The 26123-nt window shown below is 52.0% G+C and carries 24 protein-coding genes, 1 riboswitch and 1 other annotated feature; of the genes, 16 read left to right on the top strand and 8 right to left on the bottom strand.

Annotation, left to right across the window (positions count from 1 at the left end; genetic code table 11):
- Positions 1-38 precede the first annotated feature (38 nt).
- From E2980_RS18595 to ilvA, 6 genes are all read right to left on the bottom strand, one after another.
- Positions 39-323: a transposase gene (locus E2980_RS18595; protein ID WP_135153720.1), complete on the bottom strand. Its 285-nt coding sequence runs from the start codon at positions 321-323 to the stop codon at positions 39-41.
- 13 nt (positions 324-336) lie between these two features.
- Positions 337-480 carry a hypothetical protein gene (locus E2980_RS24325; RefSeq protein ID WP_167747179.1) on the bottom strand — a complete coding sequence of 48 codons (144 nt, stop codon included), beginning with the start codon at positions 478-480 and terminating at the stop codon, positions 337-339.
- Between the two features lie 86 nt (positions 481-566).
- On the bottom strand, positions 567-1196 hold the full coding sequence (locus E2980_RS18590) for a TVP38/TMEM64 family protein (protein WP_135153719.1): 630 nt from the start codon (positions 1194-1196) through the stop codon (positions 567-569).
- Between the two features lie 42 nt (positions 1197-1238).
- The gene (locus E2980_RS18585) at positions 1239-2438 is read right to left on the bottom strand and encodes an MFS transporter (RefSeq protein WP_276322339.1); all 1200 of its coding nucleotides are present in this window, start codon (positions 2436-2438) and stop codon (positions 1239-1241) included.
- Positions 2439-2455: 17 nt separating this feature from the next.
- A complete protein-coding gene (locus tag E2980_RS18580; RefSeq protein WP_135153718.1) occupies positions 2456-3616 on the bottom strand; it encodes an MGDG synthase family glycosyltransferase in 1161 nt (386 codons plus the stop codon).
- A 105-nt stretch (positions 3617-3721) separates the two neighbouring features.
- A complete protein-coding gene (gene ilvA / locus E2980_RS18575; RefSeq protein ID WP_135153717.1) occupies positions 3722-4996 on the bottom strand; it encodes a threonine ammonia-lyase IlvA in 1275 nt (424 codons plus the stop codon).
- Positions 4997-5065: 69 nt separating this feature from the next.
- Positions 5066-5325 (bottom strand) — a binding site (T-box leader).
- Positions 5326-5393: 68 nt separating this feature from the next.
- On the opposite strand from ilvA, the gene E2980_RS18570 reads away from it, so the two are divergent.
- From E2980_RS18570 to E2980_RS18535, 8 genes are all read left to right on the top strand, one after another.
- Positions 5394-5957 (top strand): hypothetical protein, encoded by a 564-nt coding sequence (locus tag E2980_RS18570; protein WP_135153716.1) that lies wholly within the window; start codon positions 5394-5396, stop codon positions 5955-5957.
- Positions 5958-6055: 98 nt separating this feature from the next.
- Positions 6056-7246, top strand: a complete 1191-nt coding sequence (locus E2980_RS18565) for a copper amine oxidase N-terminal domain-containing protein (protein WP_135153715.1) — start codon at positions 6056-6058, stop codon at positions 7244-7246.
- Positions 7247-7480: 234 nt separating this feature from the next.
- The gene (locus E2980_RS18560; protein WP_276322338.1) at positions 7481-9823 is read left to right on the top strand and encodes a 3-hydroxyacyl-CoA dehydrogenase/enoyl-CoA hydratase family protein; all 2343 of its coding nucleotides are present in this window, start codon (positions 7481-7483) and stop codon (positions 9821-9823) included.
- A 291-nt stretch (positions 9824-10114) separates the two neighbouring features.
- Positions 10115-11302, top strand: coding sequence for a thiolase family protein (locus E2980_RS18555; protein WP_135153714.1), 1188 nt, complete (start codon positions 10115-10117; stop codon positions 11300-11302).
- Between the two features lie 37 nt (positions 11303-11339).
- On the top strand, positions 11340-13133 hold the full coding sequence (locus E2980_RS18550; RefSeq protein ID WP_135153713.1) for an acyl-CoA dehydrogenase family protein: 1794 nt from the start codon (positions 11340-11342) through the stop codon (positions 13131-13133).
- A gap of 37 nt (positions 13134-13170) precedes the next feature.
- Entirely contained in the window at positions 13171-14835 is a 1665-nt protein-coding gene (locus tag E2980_RS18545) for a long-chain-fatty-acid--CoA ligase (RefSeq protein ID WP_135153752.1), read from the top strand.
- A gap of 279 nt (positions 14836-15114) precedes the next feature.
- Complete coding sequence (locus E2980_RS18540; protein ID WP_167747178.1) at positions 15115-15930, top strand: FHA domain-containing protein; 816 nt, start codon at positions 15115-15117, stop codon at positions 15928-15930.
- A gap of 215 nt (positions 15931-16145) precedes the next feature.
- Positions 16146-16334: a hypothetical protein gene (locus E2980_RS18535; protein WP_135153711.1), complete on the top strand. Its 189-nt coding sequence runs from the start codon at positions 16146-16148 to the stop codon at positions 16332-16334.
- A 177-nt stretch (positions 16335-16511) separates the two neighbouring features.
- Here the strand turns inward: E2980_RS18535 and E2980_RS18530 are convergent, their stop codons facing one another.
- Positions 16512-17654 (bottom strand): hypothetical protein, encoded by a 1143-nt coding sequence (locus E2980_RS18530; RefSeq protein WP_135153710.1) that lies wholly within the window; start codon positions 17652-17654, stop codon positions 16512-16514.
- A 140-nt stretch (positions 17655-17794) separates the two neighbouring features.
- On the opposite strand from E2980_RS18530, the gene map reads away from it, so the two are divergent.
- Positions 17795-18556 carry a type I methionyl aminopeptidase gene (gene map, locus E2980_RS18525; protein ID WP_276322337.1) on the top strand — a complete coding sequence of 254 codons (762 nt, stop codon included), beginning with the start codon at positions 17795-17797 and terminating at the stop codon, positions 18554-18556.
- Between the two features lie 409 nt (positions 18557-18965).
- Here the strand turns inward: map and E2980_RS18520 are convergent, their stop codons facing one another.
- Entirely contained in the window at positions 18966-19679 is a 714-nt protein-coding gene (locus E2980_RS18520; RefSeq protein WP_135153709.1) for a hypothetical protein, read from the bottom strand.
- Positions 19680-20089: 410 nt separating this feature from the next.
- Here E2980_RS18520 and coxB point away from each other — a divergent pair, with 410 nt between their 5' ends.
- The 7 genes from coxB (at position 20090) to E2980_RS18485 (ending at position 25709) form a co-directional block, all read left to right on the top strand.
- On the top strand, positions 20090-21121 hold the full coding sequence (gene coxB, locus E2980_RS18515; protein WP_135153708.1) for a cytochrome c oxidase subunit II: 1032 nt from the start codon (positions 20090-20092) through the stop codon (positions 21119-21121).
- 72 nt (positions 21122-21193) lie between these two features.
- Positions 21194-22999 (top strand): cytochrome c oxidase subunit I, encoded by a 1806-nt coding sequence (gene ctaD, locus E2980_RS18510; protein ID WP_135153750.1) that lies wholly within the window; start codon positions 21194-21196, stop codon positions 22997-22999.
- Positions 22996-23616, top strand: coding sequence for a cytochrome (ubi)quinol oxidase subunit III (locus tag E2980_RS18505; RefSeq protein ID WP_135153707.1), 621 nt, complete (start codon positions 22996-22998; stop codon positions 23614-23616). Before ctaD ends, E2980_RS18505 begins: the two co-directional genes overlap by 4 nt.
- Positions 23617-23620: 4 nt before the next feature.
- The gene (locus tag E2980_RS18500; RefSeq protein WP_135153706.1) at positions 23621-23944 is read left to right on the top strand and encodes a cytochrome C oxidase subunit IV family protein; all 324 of its coding nucleotides are present in this window, start codon (positions 23621-23623) and stop codon (positions 23942-23944) included.
- Between the two features lie 85 nt (positions 23945-24029).
- Positions 24030-24917 (top strand): cytochrome c oxidase assembly factor CtaG, encoded by an 888-nt coding sequence (gene ctaG, locus E2980_RS18495; RefSeq protein ID WP_135153749.1) that lies wholly within the window; start codon positions 24030-24032, stop codon positions 24915-24917.
- 103 nt (positions 24918-25020) lie between these two features.
- On the top strand, positions 25021-25482 hold the full coding sequence (locus E2980_RS18490; RefSeq protein ID WP_135153705.1) for a DUF420 domain-containing protein: 462 nt from the start codon (positions 25021-25023) through the stop codon (positions 25480-25482).
- Between the two features lie 71 nt (positions 25483-25553).
- A complete protein-coding gene (locus tag E2980_RS18485; protein ID WP_205699992.1) occupies positions 25554-25709 on the top strand; it encodes an N-acetyltransferase in 156 nt (51 codons plus the stop codon).
- Between the two features lie 129 nt (positions 25710-25838).
- Positions 25839-25933: riboswitch (cyclic di-GMP riboswitch) on the top strand.
- Positions 25934-26123 lie beyond the last annotated feature (190 nt).

Raw genomic sequence — 26123 nt, 5'->3', positions numbered from 1 at the left:
ACCAATCGGTAAAAACCGATTGGTCTTTCTCGTTGAAGTTATTTCTTTCCACGGTCCATCTGCCGCCGAGGGTGATCGATTTTGCCTCGCTTGTTTAAGTCGTCTTCTTTAGGGACGAGCCGTCCATCGGTTCGGCCTTCGTGATGGTTGTCCACTATCAACTCCGATAGTTTCCATTCCGTATTGCCAAGCATCAGATCGGCGGGAAACGTATCTCCACGCATGAGCCTTTCCTCGCGTCCCCATTCGTTCTCGTATATCCCGTTCACTTCGACCTTCTCGCCGGAAATGGGTTCCATTCTATCCTTGTTGGTTTCGCTCATGGTATGCTCTCCCTCACAATCCGTGTTTCGGAACGGCTGCTCTATCGGCATCCGATTGAAGCTGGCGCGCTTTCTGCTTGCCTACTCCCGAACGATCTGCCTCCGATTGTGCCTTGCTGGCCGCTTTCTGATTGGCGGAAGGGTTTTCGCCCGACATGACCATTCCCTCCTTTGCGATCGATTGCTCGATTAGCGTTCCACCGGAGGGAACGGGTTATGCTTGGCTATGTCAAAGTTAAATGTTTAATGATAGCGGTTTTCCAGTTTGCGTCCGCCGAGCCACATCAAGATGAGAATTGCGATCGCAAGCACGATACGCCACGGCTGATCGGCCATCGCTTGCAAGTCGTAACCGAGAAAGGAGAGCGTGAATATCATGACCGCTTTGCCCAGGGCCATCGCGGTTAGGAACGTATGCAACGGGATCTTCGATAATCCGGAAGCGATGTTCACGAGCGCGGAAGGGGAGAACGGGAAACATGCGAGCAGGAAGATCGGAGTGAAGCCTTTCCGTTCCACGTAACCGAAGAACTTCTCCGATTTAGGAAACCTCTTGCGAATCCGATCCCCATAACGATAACCGAGCCGTCTTGCGAGTATAAACACGACTATGGAACCCGAAGTCACGCCGATCCACGAGTACAGAAATCCGAGCCAAATTCCGTAAGCGGCCGCATTGGCAACAACGAATACGACCAAAGGCAGAATAGGCAGCAAAGCCTCCAGAAAAGGAAGCAAAATACCGGGCAGAGGCCCATACTCGGAATAGCGGTGAAGCCATTCCTTGATGTCTTCAAGATTCATGCCTTTAGCATAGTTGATCCATTCAGATAAGCTCCATGCGGCCGTCCAAGTCCAATGCGCGTTCCACATTCTCTTTAACTCCAATCAACCCAAGCGGCAAGTAATGTACTACTACGATTCTTTTGCGGGAGGCAACGAATCCCCCTTAAATAACCGGAAAGGGAAGAAGACGTAAAATAAGCTGATGATCATAAACATGATTCCAGCCAAGCCGACGACTGAGGATTCGCTGAATCGAGTGGCAAGAAACCCGCCGATAATCGGTCCGATAATGCCGCCGATTCCTTCAACCGTGGAGAACACTCCCCACCCGAGGCCTTGTTGACCTGGGGGAACATAGGCCGCGAGCAATGCATTCCATGCGGGCAGTACGGCGGCATAGGAGATACCGAGCACGAAAGCCCAGAATAACGCTAATGCGAGCTGAGGGTGCTGGGTCAGGGCGAACAATACGATACCGAATGCCAAGAATCCGGCAATGAGGAACCATTTTTTTCCTAAGGAATCGGAAAGCTTACCCATCGGAATTAGTCCGACAACGGTGCAGCCGCCGCCAATAATAAGCAGGATAGAATAATGAGTTGCCGTCATTCCGAGACTGTTAACCGCGAAGCTCGGCAGGATGGGCAACAGCATGCCCGCACCGAGCGTCTGCAGGACCATTCCGGGCAGGAGAAGCTTCATATCGCGCAATCGGCTCCCGAGGATGGCCAATTGCTGTCGGAACGGGACGACGTCAATGTGAACGCTTCGTCCTCCGCGAATAAAGAGGGATAGAAGAAACGCCGCAAGAGCCACTCCCGCCATAACCCAATAAGTCAGATCGAGGTTGAAATCCAGAAGAAGGTTCGTAACGACGGGCCCGCTGCCTAAACCCACGAGCCAGATCGTATATAGGAAGCCCATCTGGGTAGCGCGCTGGTTTTCATTCACCTTTGTGAGACAGACGATCCAAATTGGAGAGATGCCAATTCCGTATATGGCTGCGGCAGAGATGAATATCCACGGGATATCCGCGAATTGCAGGATGGCGATGCCGACGAACGAGAATAGTAATCCTATGCATACGACGGTGCGAACAGACAGGCGATCAAGCAAATATCCGATGGCAAGCTTCAAACTCGTGTCCGTCAGGTAATGGGCCGTAATGGCTGCTCCGATGACGTCCAAATCGAGGCCGAGCGCCTTATCCCCATAGATCGGAAGAAAGCTGATCAAAGCCGCGCCTCTCACGAACTCCACTAAATAGAGAATCGCCAGAAACAGCAGCATGTCCGATTGGAAAAAAGATTTTATAGAAGCCTTGCTCACAGGCAGCTCTCCTTTAATCAACCTTCAATCAGAATCGAACCGTAAGCCAAGGAAACCTCTTTCATTATATGCAATTGGCGGGCAATATCCAAGGCGATGCTGTCCGATGCTCCTTTTTTGCTAAGCGCCTTAAGAGCTTTCCTCATCTCTATTCGGCGTTCGGGCTTTTCCAGCAGCTCCGTGACGGATTTTCCTGCTTGCTCTACCGTTTGGCAGATGACCGCAGCGCCTTTGCTTGCCAAATAACGGGCATTGTTGCGTTCCTGTCCGGGAACGGGGCGATAGAGAAAAATAGGCAACTCGGCGAAAATAGCTTCCGATAAAGTCAGTCCGCCGGGCTTGGTGATGATGCAGGCAGATATACTCATTAACTCATCAATGTGTTCGACGTATCCTAACACTGTGATTTCCTTAATCGTCAAGAGTTCATTCGATAAGGAAGCCCGCAAGGATCGGTTACGCCCGCACACGATAACGACTTGGGCATTGCATCGCTCTGCCAGCTTTCGGCTTAGTTCGGCGGTTTCGGTCCACGGTATGCTCGCAGCAGCCATTACGAGTACGATTGGTTTACTGGGTGTCAGATCATAATAGGAAGCGGCCAGAGCTCCGGTTGTCCCTGACATAAAGGTTGGCCGAATCGGGATCCCGGTGGCGGCAACGCGCGAGGGATCAACGCCAAGTTCGCAAAGCTGCCTGCCTATATCTTCCGTCGCAACATAATATTTATCCACGTCGGGGTGAACCCATCTGAAGTGCAGGTCAAAGTCCGTAACGACGTTGAACATGGGGATTTTACGTCCCGTTTTCTGGGTCACGAACGGCAATACCAATATCGGGAACGTATGGACGATGGCATCCGGGCGCTCATCTTCCACGAGTCTTTGTAAAGTTTCAGCGCCGAAGGAATGCAACCAGGAAGCGAACATGGAATTGGATTTCATGCCTTTAGTCGCTTCATATACCCAACCGTAAACTTGGGGCAGAACATGGTAACTCTTGTTATATACGTATTGGCTTACTCCGTTAAGGACGGGATGGGATTCGGCCAGCAGGTCGATGAGCCTAATCTCCGTGTTTCCCTGATTCGCAAAGCTGTGCCGCAGCGCGGAAGCAGCCTGCCAGTGACCTTCTCCGAACCGCGCGTACAAGATGAAGATTTTTCTTCGTTTAGTCATTTGCGCACCTCGCCTTATCCCGGTTAGTCAGAACGTACAGTTCTATGTTCACTGTAACGTCCGAGTGTAAAATAGGGATAAACGTAAAGGGAGGCTGTGTCAAAATTAGATGAGCAGGTTAAACAAAATAGGGTCTTTGTTCAGCTCGATGAACTGAAACCCTTTGCCGTTCATCCTGGCTACCAGGCTGTCGTAGTCCTCCGGGCACTTCAGCTCGATGCCGACAAGAGAGGGGCCATTCTCTTTATTGTGTTTCTTAGTGTATTCGAATTGCACGATGTCGTCGTTAGGTCCGAGCACGTCGTCCAGAAATTCGCGCAGCGCTCCTGCCCGTTGAGGAAAGTTGATCATGAAATAGTGTTTCAACCCCTCATAAATGAGCGAGCGTTCTTTGATTTCCTGCATTCTGTCGATGTCGTTATTCCCGCCGCTGATGATACAAACGACATTCTTCCCGCGCACGGTATCGGGATCGAGGGCGGAGAGAGCGGCGACGGTCAAAGCTCCCGCCGGTTCGGCAACGATAGCATGCTCATTGTATAGCTCCAATATCGTCGTACAAACACGGCCTTCGGGAACGATGACGATGTCATCCAGCAGGTCGCGGCATAGGGCATACGTGAGTTCGCCGACCCGCTTGACGGCTGCCCCGTCCACGAATTTGTCGATTTCCTTAAGCGTGACAACCTCGTGTGCTTCCAAGGCACGCTGCATGGAAGGAGCTCCTTCGGGCTCTACGCCGACGATTTTGGTTGAAGGACTTATTGCTTTCATATAAGTGGAGACGCCTGCCGCCAATCCGCCCCCGCCGATCGTAACGAGCAGCAGATCGATGGAGGGAGCGCCGCCCTCTATGATTTCTTTACCCAGAGTCGCGTTACCCGCAATAATCCGCGCATCGTCGAACGGATGCACGAATGGCAGACCCTCTTCTTGGCTGACCCTTATGGCCTCTGCATAGGCATCGTCGAAGGTATCCCCAATCAATCGGATATCTACCTTGTCTCCGCCGAACAGCCTCACCTGGTTGATCTTCTGCCTAGGCGTCGTGGCCGGCATGTAAATGATCCCGGTAATGCCAAGCTTCTGGCAGGAGTAGGCCACGCCTTGGGCGTGATTGCCCGCGCTTGCGCAGATAACGCCTTTTTTTCGCTCTTCTTCGGGTAAAGACGCGATAAGGTAGTAGGCTCCGCGAATCTTGAAGGAGCGCACGACCTGCAGATCTTCTCTTTTCAAATAAACATTGCAGCCGAATTTAGCGGACAGGGCACGGTTCAGCTGCAAAGGGGTTTGGCTAACTACTTCCTGAAGGACCCTATGCGCGTTAAGAATATCGGCTAGAGGTACGGCGTAATCGGAACGGGATTGAGATAGTGCCATCGAAATCATCCTTTCTAGGGTTAACGATTAATGAGATATACGTTTTAGGGTATAAAAAAACCGCCCCGTAAAAGGGACGGATTGTCATCCGTGGTACCACCCTCGTTCCGAACCTTGCATCCTCGCAGGGTGCAACGTTAGGCGCTCGCGTGTCGTATAGTGTGTATACGACGTCCCGTAACGGGGGAAACCGTCGGCGCTTACGTTTAGGTTTCGGCGCCGCTTCTCGGGGAGGATATTGTCCTGGGCTTCAATCGTCGACTTGCAGCAAATCGCCGACTCTCTGGAGATTGAAGGGGCAAGCAATGTGTTCCCGTCATTGAATATACCTCCTGTTATACGCTTCCTTGACCCGGAAGTCAATCGTTGAATGCCATTTTTTATAAAGGGGATCCCTATGAAAAAATTATTTATCGGATTGTTCCTATTTGCATTTCTTATCGTTATTGCGGGAGTAGGTGCTCTGTATTATGTCAAACCGGATCAACAGCTGGATTTGGCTTACGAGCAAGTACCGCTGGAGCAGCGGGCGATTAGTATGGTGCGCAGGTTATCTCCCGAGATGATTTTGACTTCGGAGGACCTGAATAATCTAGCCAAGAAGTCGATAGCTGAAAATCCGCAAGTCGAGAAGGACGTTATCGTAACGGGCGCTAACTTCACTTTAGATGGGGAGCTTCTGCAAGCAGATCTGAATATTATTTGGAAAAACCGAATCTCAGCCGGGTTAGCGATCACTTACCGCCTTCGCTGGGACAACCCGAACGTGGTCGCTACCGTCGAGAAGGCAAAGATGAAAGGGATAACGTTGCCCGATTCCATGTTCTCGGACCGGGTCATCCCAATCGGGGAGGAACTGCCTAAGTTATTAAAAATCGATGATCTTATATGGGGAGACGGAGAAGTGAAGGTGAAGTTCAAGAAGCCTACGCTTGAGGATCTGCAGCAAATGATTGGTTGAGATCGCATCATAAATGATTCTATTAATACTTGAATTAAGAAGGTGAAATAGAATAGATTAGAGAGAGGCAATGACATAATAAGGAAGCTGGTGTTGGCTTGAAACGTTTGATATCCCTATTGGCATGTATCGTTCTTGCGTTTTCCTTGGCGGGTACCGCATCCGCTGCCGCAGCCGAAGCCGGTAAATCGAGCACGGTTAAAGTAGTCGTGTACGGAAAGGCCGTCGATTTCAAGACCGGATTGCTGGTGCAAAAAGGCAAAGTTTTCGTAGAGTACGAGGTGCTGTTCAATCAGCTAGGTTATGAGACGCAGTTCGACCCGACGACCAAATCCTTCCTGGCGACGGGCGAGGACTTCCAGATCGAAGCTGCCATAGGCGCAGACATGAGCTTCGTCAACGGCGAGATGGTACAAAGCACCGGCGAAATCATCGAGCATAATGGACAAACAATGGTCGGAGTAAGGTTTGCGGGATTGCTAACGAACCACAAGGTGACATGGAACGGTAAAAGCAAATCGATATCCATCGTCTATCAGGGACCAACGCCCGAGCAGAGAGCGGCCGTGTACGAGCTGTTCAACAAGCTGCTTCTGATAGAAGCGGCCGATGATAAGGCTGGATTTAAGGCTTTGCTCTCCGATGATGCCCTGCTGAATATTGAAGAAGCGGAAGAAAATTGGAACAGCACGAAGACGAAGACCGTCATCGAAGGCAAATACATCGAATCCTACTCGGATACGGCAGCCGTTGCCGTACTCGTCGAAGATACCAAGAAGGTTAGCGGCGACTTCTTCCCGGATAATAAATCTCAAAGCCGTTACACCTTGCACAAGGCCAAGGACGGATCTTGGAAAATATACAACGTAGAAGTTTTAGCCATGGAATACACGAACATTCCGGGTTTATTCGAACAGTCGGTTGCCGTTCCGGACGCGGAGAAATCGGCGATCGGACAGGTCTTCGCGGATCAAATAAAAGCCGCCAACGAGAAGAACGTTGAAGCATATGCGGCTACGCTCGTTGACTTCCCGGACAAAGAAGTGTTGAAAAAATCGCTGGAGGAATTCTTCAAGACGTCCGTCATGACCGTAACCGCTGACCAATGGACGATCGTGGAATATGACGGAACGAACAAAGCCATCCTGTTAGCCTCCACGACCACCGAGGTCGAAGCGAACGGCCAGAAATCGAAATTGAAGAGCGTCCTCCTAAACGAAGTCAACAAGGTCGACGGGAAATGGCTTCTGCAAGCCGAAGCGGTAATCTTGTCCAACGAGCCGGTATAAATAGTAAGCGGAAAAGAGGCGTGCCCTGGGCGCGTCTCTTTTTGCGTCTCTATCGTTTCCTTTGAAAGCGGATTCGCGCCCGTTCCCGGTGTTGCGTGTCCTTTTTTGCCGAGATGAGCATATGCAGGGCAGGCGTAGGAATAAATTTACGAATATGAAGTCGATTAAATGGGTGTTCTTTGGAGCGATGCTTCCTAAATAGCGAGGAGAAAACGCCGAAAGGAGTGAGGCAGATTGTGGAATGTGCGGAAAGCGGCTGTGATCGGAGCGGGGGTAATGGGTTCAGCCATTGCTGCTCACTTAGCGAATGCCGGTATTCCGTGCCTGCTGCTGGATCTAGAGGGGCTGGCGGTCAAGGGGATTGCCAGGCTGAAGGAGACGAAGCCGTCGCCTCTGTACGATCCGGCATTCGCGGCGCGTATTCGGGCCGGGGATCTGGATCGGGACTTGGCGCAATTGTCGGAGTGCGATTGGGTAATCGAAGCAGTCTCCGAAAAATTAGACGTAAAGCACAGCGTGTGGAAAAGGATCGACTCCGTATGGAGACCGGGAATGATCGTCAGCAGCAACACCTCGGGTTTATCGATTAATGAAGTGACCTCGGTGTGCGGGGAGGCGTGTCGCCGGCATGCGATGGTGACGCATTTTTTCAACCCGCCACGCTATATGAAGCTGCTTGAAATCGTTCCTTGCCGGGATACGGATACGCAGGCTGTTGCCGATGTTTCGCGGTTTTGCCAAGATCGGCTAGGCAAAGGAGTGGTCATCGCCAAAGACACGCCCAACTTCATCGCGAACCGGATCGGAACGTATTCCATGCTGGTGGCGCTTCAAGCGATGGAAAAGCACGGTTTGACGGTAGACGAAGTAGATGCCGTAACCGGTCCGTTGTTGGGGCGGCCTAAGAGCGCTACCTTTCGAACGTTGGATTTGGTCGGTCTGGATACAATTCTGCACGTGTGCCGCAATGTAAGGGAGAACATAACGGATCCGCTTGAGGCTGCGGCTTTCGCCGCGCCCGCGATCGTCGAAGAGCTCGTATCGAGGGGGTGGCTCGGGGAAAAAAGCGGAGGAGGCTTCTACCGCAAAAATGACGCCGAAAGAAGCAAGGACCGGATACAAGTGCTTGACCCCGCCACGATGACTTATGGTTCGCGTAGGAAACCAGCCTCGCATGCGTTGGAAGCAGCCAAAATGGCGAAAGGAACTTCGGCCAAATTGCAGGCATTGCTGGAGGCGGCTGATGAGGACCGGTTGGCTGCGTTTGCCCGCGACGTGCTGGAGGCTACTCTCTGTTACTCTGCCGAGAAGCTCGGCGAGATCGCGGATACCGTATTGGAAATCGACCAAGCGATGAAATGGGGCTTTAACTGGGAGGAAGGCCCTTTCGAAACGTGGGATTCCCTTGGAGTGGCGGTAACGGCATCTAAGCTGGAGGAGAGGGGGAAGGCCGTTCCGGCGCCGGTAGCTTCTTTGCTGGATAAGGGCTCCGGGACTTTCTACGTGCGGAAAGCGGGAAGCGTGTTTCATTATTCGCAAGGCCATTACAAGTTCGTGGAGGAAAGGCCGGAGGTACTATCTTTAGGCATGCTGCGCGATCGAGGGAGGACCGTCTTCGCCGCGGATGGCGCGAGCTTGATCGATCTTGGGGATGACGTGGCATGTCTAGAGTTTCATTCTCCGCATAATGCGATAGGCCCCGGAGTGCTATCCGCTATTCGCCAGGCTTCCGAGGAGGTAGACCGCAACTGGCGAGGGCTAGTGCTCGCCAACGAAGGCCGGAATTTCTGCGTCGGGGCCAATCTCATGCTGCTGCTAATGGAAGCGGAAAACGGGGAATGGGAGGAAATCGACCTTATCATCCGGGAGTTTCAGATGAGCATGCAATCGCTTCGCGTTATGCCGCGCCCGGTCGTGGCGGCGCCGCATCGGATGACCTTGGGAGGAGGAGTGGAAGCGTGCCTTCCCTCGGATAGGATTTTGTTTGCCGCGGAAACGTACTTCGGACTTGTGGAGACGGGGGTTGGATTAATTCCGGCAGGAGGCGGATGTTTGGCCGCTGCCGTTCTAGCGCAGGATCGCGCGGAAGCAGCCGGATTGGATGACGTGACGTCGCCGATCTCCCAGATGTTCGAGACGATCGCGTTGGCCAAAGTATCGGAGAGCGGCCATCATGCGAAGAGGCTTGGTTACTGGAGGTCTGGCGACGGGGTCTCGATGCGAGAAGAAACGAGGATTGCCGAAGCGAAAAACGCGGTACTGGAGCTGGATCGTCGCGGTTACGCGGTTCCCGACGCGGATCGGCAGGTCAGAGTTGGCGGCCGAGAGGCAGCGACCCTGTTGAAGCTGGGCGTCTCCTCTATGCGGCGCAGCGGCTATATATCGGATCACGACGCTAAGATTGCCGGTAAGCTGGCGGGTGTTCTCGCCGGGGGAGACGTTCCGGCGGGGATGGCCATCCCCGAGCAGCATCTGCTCGACCTGGAACGGGAAGCGTTCCTCAGCCTATGCGGCGAACCGCTCACGCAAGCCCGCATGCGGCAGATGCTCGCCACCGGCAAGCCGCTTCGCAACTGATTGTGCCTCCCATCGTCGCAAAAAGCGACTATGACGGACACCAAACCAACCAATACCCTGCTATCAAGGCCATAAATTAGCCTTGATGTTGGAGAACGACTTTAGTTGAAGGACGCCAAGGCTAAAAAGTGACCTTGGTGCTGGAGAGTGACGGTAGTGGCGTTGTATGAAGGCCAAAAAATTACCCTGGGCGAATGGAAATGTGATAGGCAAGGCGCATGAAGGTCAATAAAATGCCCTAGGCACACTCGGGGGCGGCTAGCAGTCGATCGCAACAAGGAGGGGAATGCCATGACTGGCAGAGAAGCCGTCATCGTCTCGGCGGTACGCACGGCGGTTGGCCGGGGGAAGAAGGGCGGCTTCGCGCAAACCCGACCGGAAGACCTTGGCGCCGCGGTGCTGCGCGAGGCGGTCAAGCGTGTGCCGGGATTACACCCGTCCGGCATTGACGACGTCATCATCGGCTGCGCGATGCCGGAAGGTGAGCAAGGACTTAACGTTGCCCGGCTGCTGACGCTGCATGCCGGGTTTCCCGTCCAGGTTCCTGCGGTCACCGTGAACCGGTTCTGCGCATCGGGCCTTCAGGCAATCGCCCAGGCTGCCGCCGCCATTCAGTGCGGGATGGCCGACACGGTCGTAGCCGGCGGTGTGGAAAGCATGAGCCGGATCCCGATGACCGGCTTCAAGCTTTCTCCGCACCCCGGTCTCTGGGATGCGATGCCAACCGCCTACATGGGCGTGGGGCATACGGCGGAGCTTGTCGCCAAGCGCTGCGGAATCAGCAGGGAGATGCAGGACCGCTTCGCGTCGGATAGCCATCGCAAAGCCGCGCAGGCTGCGGCTGCGGGACGCTTCCAAGAGGAGATAACCCCTCTCCTAACAACGACGACCGCAATTAACCCATCGACGGGTCAGTTGCAAAGCCAATCCCTGACCATTTCCAAAGACGAATGCGTCCGGCCGGATACCTCCGAAGAGATTCTATCGACCCTCAAGCCATCCTTCGCGTTAAACGGAACGGTTACCGCGGGCAATTCTTCGCCTTTCAGCGACGGGGCCGCGGCGGTCGTCCTTATGAGCAGAGAGAAAGCCGAAAGTCTAGGTATTCAGCCTATGGCGGTATTTCGGGCATATGCTGCCGCGGGAATCCAACCGGAGATCATGGGACTCGGTCCTATAGAAGCCGTTCCCAAGGCGCTGAAGCAAGCGAAACTCGCGACCGAGCAGATTTCTCTCTGGGAAATCAACGAAGCCTTTGCCGCGCAATGCATACCGGTCATCGACAGGCTAGAAATAGACCCGGAGCTTGTCAATGTCAATGGGGGAGGCATCGCGCTCGGCCATCCGCTAGGCTGCACGGGAGCTAAGCTAACGGTTACTTTGCTGCATGAGCTGCTGAGGCTTGGCGGCGGATACGGAGTGGTCACGATGTGCGTTGGCGGCGGAATGGGGGCGGCGGGAGTTTTCGAGGTTGAATAGTTCGGTTTTTCATTCCCCGGAAAGGAGGTGGCGCACGATGTCTAAACCTGCAGGGGGCGGCGGCAGATTCGTAGTGGATGACGCAGAGCCGGATCAGATCGTGACGCCGGAGGATTTCACGGAGGAACAGATCATGCTAGCCGAGACGGTTCGCGCTTTCGTGGAGCGGGATATCAAGCCCCGCGACGCCGAGATCGAGAAGCTGGACTATGAATTAACGGTGCAATTCATGCGCAAGGCCGGAGAAATCGGACTTCTTGGCGCGGACGTACCGGAAGCCTATGGAGGCTTGGGACTCGATAAAACAAGCACGGCGCTGCTTACGGAAACATTAGCGCCGGCTTCTTCGTTCGCGCTTTCGGTAGCTGCGCATACCGGAATCGGGACGCTTCCCATCGTCTTCTTCGGTACGCCGGAGCAGAAGAGCCGCTGGCTCCCAAGCTTGGCCAGCGGAGAAAGAATCGCCGCCTATTGCCTGACCGAGCCGGGCTCCGGCTCGGATGCTCTTGGCGCGCGGACGAACGCCGTCCTATCCGAGGACGGCCGTCACTACATTCTGAACGGCTCCAAGCTTTACATTACGAATGCCGGATTCGCGGACGTGTTCATCGTCTATGCGAAGGTGGACGGAACGCACTTCAGCGCTTTTATCGTCGAGCGCGATACTCCGGGATTCTCGATTGGACCGGAGGAGCATAAGATGGGTATTAAAGGCTCGTCCACCCGTCCTCTCTATTTCGAAGATGCCCGTATTCCCGTCGATCATCTGCTAGGGGAAGTGGGCAAAGGCCATCTGATCGCCTTCAATATTCTGAATATCGGGAGATTCAAGCTGGCGGCTGGATGCCTTGGCGGCATGAAGGAAGCTATCCAGCTATCGGCTTCCTACGCTAACCAGCGCAAGCAATTCGGCAAAACGATTTCCTCGTTTCCGCTGATTGCCTCCAAGCTTGCGGATATGAATACCCTTACCTATATTAACGAAAGCATGGTTTACCGGACGTCCGGTCTCATCGACCAGTCGCTGGAGCAAGTCGATCTAGAGCAGCCGACGGGAGGCATGCAAGCGGCAAAAGCCATCGCGGAGTACGCTCTAGAGTGCTCCATTAACAAGGTGTTCGCGTCCGAGGCGATGGATGCCATCGTTGACGAGGGCGTCCAGATTCACGGAGGCTGCGGCTATATCCAAGAATATAAGATCGAGAGGCTATACCGGGATTCCCGGATCAACCGGATCTTCGAGGGTACCAACGAGATTAACCGCCTCCTAATCCCGGCAACCCTGCTTAAGCGGGCATTAAAGGGTGAGCTGCCTCTTATCGAGAGAGCCCAAGCGCTTCAACGCGAACTGCTGAACCCCGCCCCTCTTTCGACTGCATCGTCTTCCGCGCTGAACCCTTTGACCAAACCGACCGAAATCCTTGCCGCATTAAAAAAAGTATTCCTGATGGTCGGCGGGCTTGCGGTACAGAAACACGGGCTAAGACTAGAGCGAGAGCAGGAGATCGTGGCAGCGCTTGCCGATGCCATGATCGATATTTATGCGCTTGAAAGCGCCCTGCTTAGAACTCGCAAGTCAGCGCTTAAACCAACCGTAGCCCAAAGCATGCAGCAACCAATAGACATGACGGCTTTATTCGCCGAGGAAGCAGTCGAGAGAGCCGGTCGACGCTCGCGATCCATTCTGGCGACATTGGAAAAAGGGGAAAATCTGCGGTTGCAGCTGTCCGTGCTGAAGAGGCTGCTCAGATTCGACCCGGCGGATTTATCCGTCCTGCGCAAACGAATTTCCGCCCGCGTTATCTCTGCCGAAAGTTATGTCGGACTCTGAGGAGGCAAGCAGCGTGAGAGAGGATACCGAACCGCAGATGAGCGAACGTCCATGGTTGCGGCACTACCCATTCCAGGTGTCACCTACTTATGAATATCCCAAGCACAACATCGCCAAAGTTCTGATCGATTCCGCGCGCGAGTTCCCGAATCATGAAGCGATTGATTTTCTAGGTAAGAGTTACAGCTACAAGGAGCTGCTGCGCCAATGCCGTAAAATGGCGAATGCCCTAAAATCGCTTCCCGTTGCCAAGGGAGAGCGGGTCGCCATCATGCTGCCCAATTGCCCCCAAGCGGTCATCTCCTATTATGCGGGGCTGATGGCGGGGGCTGTCATCGTTCAGACTAATCCCATCTATACGGAGCGGGAGCTGCACACGCAGCTTGTCGATTGCGGGGCGACGACTCTCATTACATTGGATTTACTTATGCCGAGAGTCAGTAAAGCGATTGAGGGTACGGCGGTTAAGAACGTTATCGTGACCTCGCTGTCCGACGGGCTTCCTTTTCCGAAAAATATATTGTACCCGATTAAACGACGCAAGGAATACCCGGAACTAAAAGTAAAGTATAGAGCTGCAGACGGAATAATGCGCTGGTCTACCGTGTTAAGGCGCGGTAAGGAAACCGAGATTTGCGAGGAAATGGACTCGGGCACGGAGCTTGCAATGATTCAATACACGGGAGGGACTACCGGAAAGCCCAAAGGGGTTATGCTGACGCATGCTAATCTGCTGGCCAATACGATGCAGGTAGCGGTTTGGTGTTATCGCATGGAGCAGGGCAAGGAAAGGTACTTGGCCGCATTGCCTATGTTTCATGTGTTCGGCTTAACGGTATTGCTTAACCAAGCCGTCTACAAGGCTGGAACGTTGCTTCTCGTGCCGCGATTCGATCCGAAAATGGTGCTTGAGACGATTCGCCGCCGTAAGCCTACCGTATTTCCGGGGGCGCCGACGATGTATATCGCGTTGCTTAATCATCCTTTGACGCAAGAAGGAGACTTAGGCTCCGTGCGAATTTGCGTAAGCGGTGCGGCACCTCTGCCACGCGACGTGCAGGAGAAGTTCGAGCGGCAATCCGGCGGACGGTTAATCGAAGGGTACGGTCTAACCGAAGCGTCTCCGGTATCGCATTGCAACCCGATCTGGGGGTATCGTAAATCAGGTTCGATCGGTGTGCCTCTTCCCGACACCGATGTCAGAATCGTCGGAGAAGACAGCTTGGACCCTCTGCCCGTCGGAGAGATCGGAGAGCTCGTCATTCGCGGCCCGCAAGTCATGACGGGGTATTGGAACCGACCCGAAGAGACGGAAGCGGCGCTTCAGGACGGATGGTTACGGACGGGCGACCTGGGGACAATGGACGAGGAAGGATTCTTCACGATCATGGATCGGAAGAAGGACATCATCCTTGCCGGCGGATTCAATGTATACCCTCGGGAGGTGGAGGAAATTTTGTTCGAGCATCCCGCGGTGAAGGAAGCCTCCGTTCTGGGCGTGCCCGATGAATATCGCGGGGAGACGGTGAAAGCCTATATCGTGCTGAAGGAGGGCTGGCAGGTATCGGAAATGCAGCTGGACCGATGGTGCCGGGACCGGCTCGCGGCTTACAAGGTTCCCAAACAGTACGAATTCAGGGAGAGCCTTCCTTTGTCGATAATCGGGAAGGTGCTGCGGCGCAAATTAAGAGATGATCCATAGGGTTTATCCATAGGGAACATCCATGGGGGACATAGGCTGTTCCGCAAGGTCGAAATGGCTTGCGGAACAGCCTTTGAACATGTATTTAGGTTGAATGCAATGCCGCCATAAAAGGAAGGAAGACAACATTAAAATTAGCTAAAATATGGATGCATCGATTGCTGGAATACATCATTTTCGTTATACTGGATGCATATATCAAAATGACGACAATTCTTTTCGATAAAAAAGGAAAGCGTTTACATTAGCAAGGTAAACCATTTGCGGAAGAGGACGGAGGTGACGGTTTTGGCGGAATGCGAGCGTAATGAACGAGAAGGGAGGGAACAAAATCAATCTAGGGGAAAATTTTTCACCCCATTCGCCATGAGAATGGCATGCTCTGCAACAGTCGTTTTTGGAACGCTAGGGTTGCCCATTCCTGCATTCGCCGCAGGCTCATGGGAAACTTCAGCTACGCAGGTCAACGTAGGAACGCTCCCCTTATTAGCTGCGCTAGGGGTAGGGATTGCCGTCGCGGTAGGAGCCGTTGTCGCTTTCCTGCAGATGACGGCTAAGGGCAAAGAAAATAACGACGCTGCCTCTACGGCTATGGAAGACCAAGAGCTGTTTGACGATAATAGCATTAACGATTGGAGCGACGAGGAAACGTCGCCGAATCCTGAATATGAGGATGATCCGCTGACTGATTATACGATTCCCGTTACCCAAATTCTTTCGTATCCAACTGATGCAGAGCCCGCGGATGAGAAGGAGCCGAGATTATGCGGCATCGAAGGGGAGCATGCGGGCCATAGCTATCGAATCTTGAACCGGCGATTGACGCTGGGCCGGGACCCCTCCCAGTGCGCGATCCTGTTTCCCTATGAGGCTTCGGAAGTCAGCCGAGTTCACTGTACGCTTAGATTCACGGAAGAAAGCCGTTTATTTATTCTTGAGGATAACGGTTCGTCTAATGGGACTTTTTTATCCAACGGAGAACGTCTTAAGCCGGGCGTGAAATACGAACTACGCACGGGCGAACGGTTTTCGTTGTCGGGCAAGGCACACTTGTTCGAGGTCAGGAACGGCGAGGGAACGCCTTCCCAGGGCTAACTTCCATGGTGACGTGGGCCTATCGTATTTTACTTTATCCTCCAGCTGATAAATGGTATAATGGAAAAATGCAGGAACGTTTTTCCTTAATGGCAAGTAGCGGTGGAACATCGAAGCTTGAAGGCAGAACCCTAATTCGGTTCTCCGGGTGGCGAAATACCGCCTCCGTTCCGTGATGCTCCGGGGCGGAATCCATTCCACTGGGAGGGAATTGCATGGCCAAACGCAGCCACAACGAGGTTCAAGAAAGTTTGCGAGAACTGACTAGAATTTTCCGTCCTAAGGATCCGCGCAAGTTCGTAAGAGATTACATCCGCAAATACCGAATTACCGGTGGATATGAAGATGAGCTAACCATGCTCGTAGAACGCGAGCTGACTAAATTAAATTCCCCCGCATCTTGACAGCGGGGGAAATAGCCGACTGACGATAGGCGACAGCCTTCCCGGTCGGTTTTTTTGTGTTTGCGCGTCGTAGTGAGCGTAGATCGAACTAAATCCGTGGGACAGGAACGAGCAAGATATACTTTGTTCAAGATTTCAAAGGTCAAAGGCCGTCAGGGAGAGCCCTGACGGCCTTTCTTAGAGGGCATAAGCGAATTTGTAGTCGGATATAAGCAAATAGTCGATGAGTTCGTTGCCATCGTTGGTTTTGGTAATGCTAATAACGTAAGTTTGCTCTGCGGGCGGGCGCTTCTCTAACGGGCCCAATATGCGCGGCATTTTAATAAGACCGGTTTTGCTTTTGTAAAAAATGTATTCCATGCTATTTTCGGATCTGCTCGTCGGCTGGCCGTAAAGTTTGATAAGTTTTGCGACGTTGCTTAATAACCCTAAACCTCTCGGCGTTCGGTATATTTCCGTGTAATCCTCTCCTAGCGAAATGCGAATGGCCACTGCTTTCTTATTCCTATAGAACACTTCCACGCCGTTATAGACATACCATTTTCCCCCGAACCCATCGTACGACTCGGGAATTCCAAGGTGTTTGTCCACCGCGGATTTACTCATTCCGATTGCGACTCTGCTTTTACCGTTCCCGCTTTGAACGGAAAGATCCCACATCGCGAAGGGTTTCGGTTTGGAAGGTAGTCCCGCAAGAGAGTTGCCGGCAGCGACTCTCGTCTCCGCTATGTTTTTGAAATCGCCCCGCTCGATGGAGAAGGAGTAGAGTTCATCGGCGTAGGAAGAATAAAAACGCAGGAGGTAAAGCGACGAGCTCGGAATGCCCTTTACTTCTTCATCCGCTTTTACTTGGGCAATCTCGCCGTTTATTTCCTTAAAAAAATACTCGCCGGTTTTCTCGATGCTAGGGCTTCCAAGCTGCTGCCTAACCTTCTCGATAGTGGACGATGCGTCGATCGTGCCGTTGAGAGAGGCCTGTTCGTCGTCCGCGGAGAAATACACGGCTTGATCATTCTCGTAAGCGATGATCAAATCGCCATGCTTGTCGTAATCGAACCCGGGCGAACGATAGGTCGTCCCTTTGCCCAGAAGTTGGTCGATATCCCCTTTGCTCATGCCCGGCTTTAGCTTTACGATTTTGTCGTCGAATGAATAATGGAACGTCAAGTACGGGTGCTCGGCTATTGGGACATTGACTGCGGATGCAGAGGTATTCGCTGTCAAGTGAGATGATGGCTGTAAAACGATGGCGGTAAACAGAAGAATCGCTAGAACGGCGGTTATCCAAACAGGTGTTTGCTGACTTTTTCGATATCGCATGTTGAACCTCTTCTCTACTTCGCTTATGTACAAGAATATATTCAACGATCTCAGTTGAAATCCTTCGCAATATTGGAGACATTCGTAAAGATTCCGCCTCCCCCGGAATAGGATAATGAAGTAACGGGAGGTGTGTGAGCGTGGCAAGAGGCAGCGGTGCAGTGCCAATCCGCACGAAGGAAGAGCTTGCCCGGATGGCGATCGCGGGACGTTTGGCGGGTAAGCTTAGGAGAGAGCTAGGGAGAAGGGTTAAACCGGGAGTTTCCACCTTGGAATTAAACGATTATGCCGAAAGATATATGAACGAACATGGAGCAAGCCCCGCTCAGAAGGGGTATCATGGCTATCCCTATGCGATCTGCGCGGCTGTGAACGATTGCGTGTGTCACGGGATGCCCAACGAACGGCTTCTGAAGGATGGGGATATCGTGACGTTAGATTTTGTCGTGGAGTTTAACGGATGGATGGCCGATACGGCTTGGACTTATGCTGTCGGAGCTATCACGCCTGAAGCAAGTATGTTGCGCAAAGCGGCGCATCAAGCGATGGTGAATGGGATCGCTGAAGCTAGAGTAGGGCAAACAATCGGAGATATAGGAGAGGCTGTAGGCAGGGTGGCTGAAGCGGGAGCATACGGAATCGTTAGCCAATTCGGCGGGCACGGGATCGGGCGATCCATGCATGAGCCGCCTGAAGTGCCTTACGTAGGTAAGGCAGGAACGGGCCGTAAGCTTAAAGAAGGCATGGTCATAACTATCGAACCGATGCTCACGATTGGGTCTTCGGATGTGTATATCGCGGAGGATGGCTGGACGGTCTTGACCATGGAGGGCGGCTTGGCCGCCCAATTCGAACACACGGTCGCGATCACATCCGAAGGGCCGATTGTTCTGACTCGGTGATTATTATGTCCTAGAACGCGGAGATAGCTCAGCGACAAAACTCGCTAAACTCGGAGATAGTAAGCTTTCATTACTAACTCGGCGACAAATGCTCGCTGAGCGCAGAGATAGTAAGCTTTCGTTACTAACTCGGCGACAAATGCTCGATAAGCGCGGAGATAGTAAGCTTACGTTACTAACTCGGCGACAAATGCTCGCTGAGCGCAGAGATAGTAAGCTTTCGTTACTAACTCGGCGACAAATGCTCGCTAAGCGCAGAATTAACAAACTTACTTTGCTAACTCGCCCGACCAGCGCCTGCGGATGCAGAATTAACAAACTTACTTTGCTAACTCGCCCGACGAGCGCCTACGGATGCATAATTAACAAACTTACTTTGCTAACTTGCCCGGCGAGCGCCCGTTGGACTTCAGTGACTCGGCTGTTGCTTCAAATAAAGCGGAAGCGGAATGGTATTTCCTTGTCCGAACGTATAGAGGACCAAGGTGTTGAAGTCGGCCGTCAACGGGGCGAGCGGTTTCTTCAGCCATGCGACTTTCGCGAATTCGAGGGATTGATTCACGAATTCCCTGTTAGCGGAGATATGAACCTCCTGAGCCCGGGGAAAAGAGTTTCTGATCGTAGTTCCAATCACTTGCCGAAGCTCGCTGGAAAGATCGCCATAATCTTTGTGGGAGAAATAAGAGTTATAAGGCGTTGCCACCTGGCGATTGTCCCATTTCGGGCTGCCGTTGCTGACGTTGTAAACGCCCTCCGTCGTGCCGGTATTGTCCTGTTCGTGCGATCTTACCCCGCCTCTTGCCTCTGTTCCTGTCGCTGTCCAATCGGTCAGAATTCCGACGTACGCGTTTTTGTCCGTCAGGAATACAAGGGCAGTATTAATCCCAGGCAGAGCGGCGACTTTATTGGAAAGCGCCGAGCTATATTCGAAATAGCGATTTTCATGTTGCTTCGGATTGGTCGTTAAGGAGCCGTAGGAGCGAACATGCATCATTTTCGGATCGTTAGCCGAACGGCTCGCGTAGTCATTGGCGCTTTTCTGAAAGTAGGATTTGTAATTGCATGCGGTTAGAAGACCGATCATTAGGGTAACTCCGATTAGAACGAACCAACGACGCGGCATGGGACAACCCTCCTGAAAGATTCAACATGGACATAGGATTTACCGCAACCCCGAAAGTATGCAATGGGCGGCGCACATAAAAGTCGGTCGATTTGGCAAAAAGAAGGGAAGGAGCAAAAACGCGAAGGCTGTCGACCTAGCTCAGGAGGGCAATGCACGGAGGGATGGCGCAACGGGGGTTCAGGGTTGCTGCCAAACGATGAAATCCTTAGAACGACGGCGTTTTTGACAGTTTTGAGAACAATTTGTGAACTGTTCTGTGAACATTGACAAACCAACAGATCAATCTTTATATTTATTAGAGTGCTTGAAGAGCGTTTGTTGCTTGGTCCAACATCCGTGTAATGTAGAGAAGCGTTTGCCTTAACCGGGCAAACGTTGTTCTATGAAAACGTCAAATTGGGGTTGATATGATGAATCGGTGGCCTGTAATGAAGCGGCTGCTTCCGCTGCTGACAGGTTTGGTATTGCTGTTGTCGGCATGTGGAAGAGAAGACCTCTCGACTCTGAATCCGCAAGGACCGGTAGCTGAGAAACAATTAGATTTGATGAAACTGTCCATTGGCATTATGGCTTTGGTCGTTGTCGTTGTGTTCATCATCTGTATTTATGTATTAATTCGTTTCCGCCGTCGCAAAGGCGACAAGAGCATTCCTAAGCAAGTAGAAGGCAACCACACTTTGGAAATCATCTGGACAGTCGTTCCTATTGTACTGCTCTTAATCCTTGGAGTTCCAACGATTAAGGACGTATTCGGTCTTGCTAAGGATTACAGCAAGGACAAGAATGCGGTACAAGTTAAAGTGACTGCGCATCAATATTGGTGGGAATTCGAATACACCGATTACGGAATTACGACCGCTCAGGAATTAATCGTTCCTACGGACAAAACAATCTCGTTCGAGCTCGTAGCAGCGGACGTGAAGCACTCGTTCTGGATTCCTTCCATCGGCGGTAAAATGGATACGAACCCAGGCGTGACGAACCGCATGTTTTTGGACTTCCCTAAGGAAGGCGTGTTCCGGGGCAAATGCGCGGAACTGTGCGGACCTTCCCATGCTTTAATGGATTTCAAGGCCAAAGCGGTTAGTCCTTCTTCATTCGACCGTTGGGTCGCGGCTATGAAAGCACCGGCGGTTATGCCTGCGGATGCCGAGATCGCCGAGAAATTCACTTCGCAATGCTTGAGCTGCCATGCCGTTGGCGAGAACGGCGGCAATAGCGCGCCTAACTTGACCGGCATCGGCGGACGTCAAACGGTCGGCGGTATTCTGTACAATGACGAGGGCGTACCAGCCGAGAAGAACCTCCACGACTGGATCATTAATCCTCAGGAATATAAATCCGGGGCCATGATGCCAACCGCCGAAGAGAATAGCTTGACTCCGGAAGAGGTCTCAAGCATCGCCAAGTACTTAGCGGAATACAAGCTCGACTATTAATCAAGCAGGAATTGAAGGAGGTACGCGGCCTTGGCAGCACATGGACACACAGTCAAGCGATATAGCGGCTTGATGGATTGGCTAACGACCGTCGACCATAAGAAGATAGGTATTCTGTACTTGATTGCAGGATTGTTCTTCTTCCTGATCGGCGGGCTGGAAGCGATCGTCATGCGGATTCAACTAATGAAGCCGATGAACGACGTCGTTTCCGCAGATACTTTCAATGAATTACTTACGATGCATGGAACGACCATGATCTTCTTGGCTGCGATGCCGATGCTGTTCGCGCTTATGAACGCGGTTATACCGCTTCAGATCGGTGCGCGAGACGTAGCGTTCCCGTTCTTGAACTCCCTTGGTTTCTGGACATTCTTCTTCGGCGGATTGTTGCTGAATCTCAGTTGGTTCGCGGGAGCGGTTCCGGATGCGGGATGGACATCCTACGTTCCGCTAGCAGGACCGACGTATAACTCCGGCCATGGCGTCGATTATTACGTCATCGGGCTGCAGATCGCCGGTATCGGAACCTTGCTCGGCGGTATTAACTTTATGGCTACGATCATCAACATGCGCGCTCCCGGTTTGTCTTTCATGAGACTGCCGATGTTCACATGGACCATCTTCATTACTTCGGCTCTAATCGTATTCGCTTTCCCGGTACTGACGGTCGGTCTCGTCGCGCTCATGTTCGACAGGCTGTTCCATGCCAACTTCTTCGAAGTCGGCAACGGAGGAAGCTCGGTACTATGGGAGCATATCTTCTGGGTATTCGGTCACCCCGAGGTATACATTCTGATCTTGCCGGCATTCGGGATCATTTCCGAGGTCGTCAGCACGTTTTCCCGCAAGCGTCTTTTCGGATACAGCTCCATGGTCTTCGCGACCGTGCTGATCGCCTTCTTGGGATTCATGGTTTGGGCTCACCACATGTTCACGACAGGATTAGGACCGGTTGCTAACGGACTTTTCTCCATCGCGACGATGCTTATCGCCGTACCTACCGGAGTTAAAATTTTCAACTGGTTGTTCACGTTATGGGGCGGATCGATTCGATTCACCACGGCAAACCTATTCGGTATCGGATTTATTCCGACGTTCGTTATGGGTGGAGTTACCGGCGTTATGCTGGCATCCGCGCCTGCGGATTTCCAATATCACGACAGCTATTTCGTCGTCGCTCACTTCCATTACGTTATCGTAGGCGGATTGATCTTCGGTATTTTCTCGGGTCTGCATTACTGGTGGCCGAAAATGTTCGGACGAATGCTGAACGAAACGCTCGGTAAAATTACGTTCTGGACCTTCTTTATTGGTTTCCATATGACGTTCTTCATCCAGCATTTCTTGGGCCTTCTCGGAATGCCGCGCCGCGTCTATACCTACTTAGGCGGCCAAGGATATGACGACATGAACTTTATTAGTACGATCGGCGCCTTCTTGATGGGTGTCGGTACGATCGCGTTCTTGCTCAACGTCTTCATTGCATGGGCTAAGCCGCGCAATGCCGCAGGAGATGCATGGGAAGACGGCCGTACGCTGGAGTGGTCGATTCCTTCGCCACCTCCGGAGTACAACTTCCAACAAACGCCGCTCGTTCGCGGTTACGATGCATGGTGGAAGGAAAAGATGGATGGAAAGACCGCAATGACTCCGGCCGAACCGATTGGCTCGATTCATATGCCTTCTCCATCTATATTACCGCTAATCATGAGTATCGGATTGTTTATCGCAGGTTTCGGATTTATGTACGATCGCCTTATTGTCGGTGGTATCGGTCTAGCGATAACATTAGGCTGCATGGTCATCCGTTCCTTGTATGACGATCACGGTTTCCACATTGAACCGGAAGATCAGGAGAAGGGGGTGCACGCATGAGCGCACATGACCACGTAGACGGACAACTGCCGCATGAGCCAGAGAAAGCAACCTTGGAAGCGAGAAATAAAATTCTCGGCTTCTGGATATTCCTCGGCGCGGAAACGGTATTGTTCGGAACCTTATTCTCGGCATTCTTGGCTCTGCGTCATAATATCGGAGACGGTCCAACGGCCAACGAGTTATTTCAATTGCCTTTGGTGTTTGCGGCCACGATGATCTTGTTAACATCCAGTTTGACCAGCGTATTCGCCGTTCAAGCTTTGCATCATCATAACAAAAGAGCCATGATCGGTTGGCTAGTCGTTACGATCGTTCTAGGACTTGGGTTTTTGGGCTTAGAGATTTACGAGTTCATTCATTACGTTCACGAAGGTCATGGTTTTACGACAAGCGCATTCAGTTCCTCGTTCTATACGCTAGTCGGATTCCATGGAGCCCACGTTGCCTTCGGGGTTGTGTGGATCGCTATCGTAATCGGCCAGATTTTCAAAAAAGGCCTGACGGTCGTAACTGCGCCTAAAGTATATATCTCCGCTATTTACTGGCACTTCATCGACGTTGTTTGGGTATTCATCTTCACCGTTGTTTATTTGATGGGAAAGGTGGCTGGTTAATCCTATGTCGAGCAACCATGACCATGCAGCTTCCGGAGAAGCAACGAAACGGCACAAGGTCGAAGGTCCTCAGAAGCACATTGTAGGATTCGTGATGTCGCTGGCGCTTACGATTATTGCTTTTGCCGCAGTATCCGCGGGCGAAATCAACGCAACTTTCACGTATATCATTTTAGTATCCATGGCGGTCATTCAAGTCTTCATTCAGATGGCATTCTGGATGCATATGAAAGATCGCGGGCATCTGTTCCCGATCATCGGAATTCTTGCCGGAGTATTCGTCGTGTTCACCATGGTAGTCATGGCCCTGTATTGGGTTTGGTGGTAAGAAGCTGTAAAAGCTTACTTAAACTTCAGAGAGGCGGGCCAAAATCCGTCCTCTCTTTTTTAATGAATAAAGGAGGTTGGCAGATATGTGGGGATTGGAGTATTTCTCCTTCCGCGACTTGTGGAGTCCCATGTTCATGATTTTCATGATGGCGCTTGTCGTGCTTTATACGTTCGTCATCGGACCATGGAGACATCGGTTCGCAGGCAGCAAGCCCGTATCTATCCCTCGTCAGCTCGCTTTTTTGCTTGCGATGGTTTTGCTGTATTTGACCCAAGGCGGTCCTCTAAGCTTGATGGGCCACTTGATGTTTACGTTCCACATGACCAATATGGCCCTGGCCTATATCCTCGTGCCGCCTCTGTTGATCTATGGCATACCGGACTGGCTATGGCGCAGAACATTCCGAGCTAAGTTCTGGAGTTTTGGAGTATTTAGGCTGATTATGAATCCGATTCTCAGCTTGGGGCTGTTCACGTTATTGTTCTCCTTCTACCACATGCCCGACAATCACGATTGGATCATGACGCATTTTACGGTACACCGAATTTATTACGCGCTTTTGTTTCTATCTTCAATGATGATGTGGTGGCATGTGTATTGTCCGATCCCGGAGTGGAGAAGGATGTCGCATATGCTGACGCTAGGGTACATCTTCATGAGCGGACTTCTGCTGACGCCAGCTTGCGCAATGATTATGTTTGCGAATGGTCCGTTATTCGCGGTTTATAACGATCCCCAAGTATGGGTTAAGGCAATGGGTTACTGCGTGTCGGGCGACCCTGCCGAACTGCTAAGCAAATTCGAAGGACCGGCCTTCTTTAATATGATGAGCGGCAAGGATGACCAGCAACTCGGGGGTATCGTAATGAAGCTTCTGCAAGAATTCGTCAACGCCGCCGCTCTCTATACCGTGTTCATGCAATGGTATCGCAGGGAACGCTCTCAGGAAGACGACAACGTAGTTTATTAACAATCTGTGACGGCGCGCCGAAACGTTTGAACAATGACTGCCGGACAGGTACAATAGGTGAAAGATAGCGGGCAGTTATGACGATAGAGCAGGTGATGGTTACATGTCGTGGTATGATATTTTTCCCCTGGTCAGCACGAGCTTCATTCTCATCAGCGGAATCTTGGTCGCCATTGGTTGGCGGCTGATTATTAAAGGCAAACGGGAAGCGCACGAGAAGGTCATGGTGATGGCTGCGATAGCGGCGACATGCTTCTTCATTATCTACGTGTCCAGGACGATCTTCATCGGCAACACCATGTTTAACGGACCGGAAAGCCTGAAGATGGTGTATTTGATCTTCTTGCTGTTCCACATCGTGCTCGCGACCGTGGCTGCCGTGTTCGGGATAACGACGTTGACTCTCGCATATCGCAAGAAATTCGCCAAGCACCGCAAGTGGGGCAGAACGACGGCGAAGATGTGGTTCGCTACGGTCATTACGGGCGTAACGGTGTACGTTCTCTTGTACCTTTGTTACCCGGGCGGACATACGAAGCCGGTTATCGATGCGATATTCGGTTGATAGAGTAACTTAATGGACCCTGCGGAGTATTGATTCCGGGGGTTCTTTGTTATGATAATGGCAGAGCGATCTTGAAGGAAACGGCAGCTGCTATAAAAGGGCAGGATGAAACGGCTAGCATTGCTTTGGAAGTCGCCGTGGAGAACGAACGTGCTCTCTGGCTGTACGAATCATGCGGATTCAGGGTCAGCAAAGCGACCGATTACTATGAATGGGTACTAATTTGATAGTTTGAATACAAATAAAACAATATTTGTCGAAAAACGATTGAAAAAAAAGGATTATAGTCTCTTTTGTCGAATAATATCTAGGACATTATGAGATTCGAATAACAGACTTTAGACCTTGATCAAGAAACAGAACAAAGGCAAATCCGTCCGAAAGGCGGAGACGCAAAACCACGGGTCTTAGCCATTCCCAATTGGGATGGAATGACAGCCGGGTTGCTCGACGAGCTTGTTTTTTTGTTGTCCAAAAAGCGTGGCAGGAGAGGGATAAAATCATGAAAAAACATAGCAGAAAGGTGGTTATGTCAGCGGTTATACTCGTAATGGCCTTGACTGCGAGGGCTGCCAAGACACAACGATTCGAGATTGAAGATAGAAATCCATAACACACGAGGGGTGCAAGTGGTGGGGAAA

This window comes from Cohnella luojiensis (genome assembly GCF_004564235.1).
In the GTDB taxonomy this organism is placed as follows: Bacteria; Bacillota; Bacilli; order Paenibacillales; family Paenibacillaceae; genus Cohnella; species Cohnella luojiensis.
The sequence above is the reverse complement of the archived record's forward strand: the minus strand, read 5'-3'. Positions and strand labels throughout refer to the sequence as shown.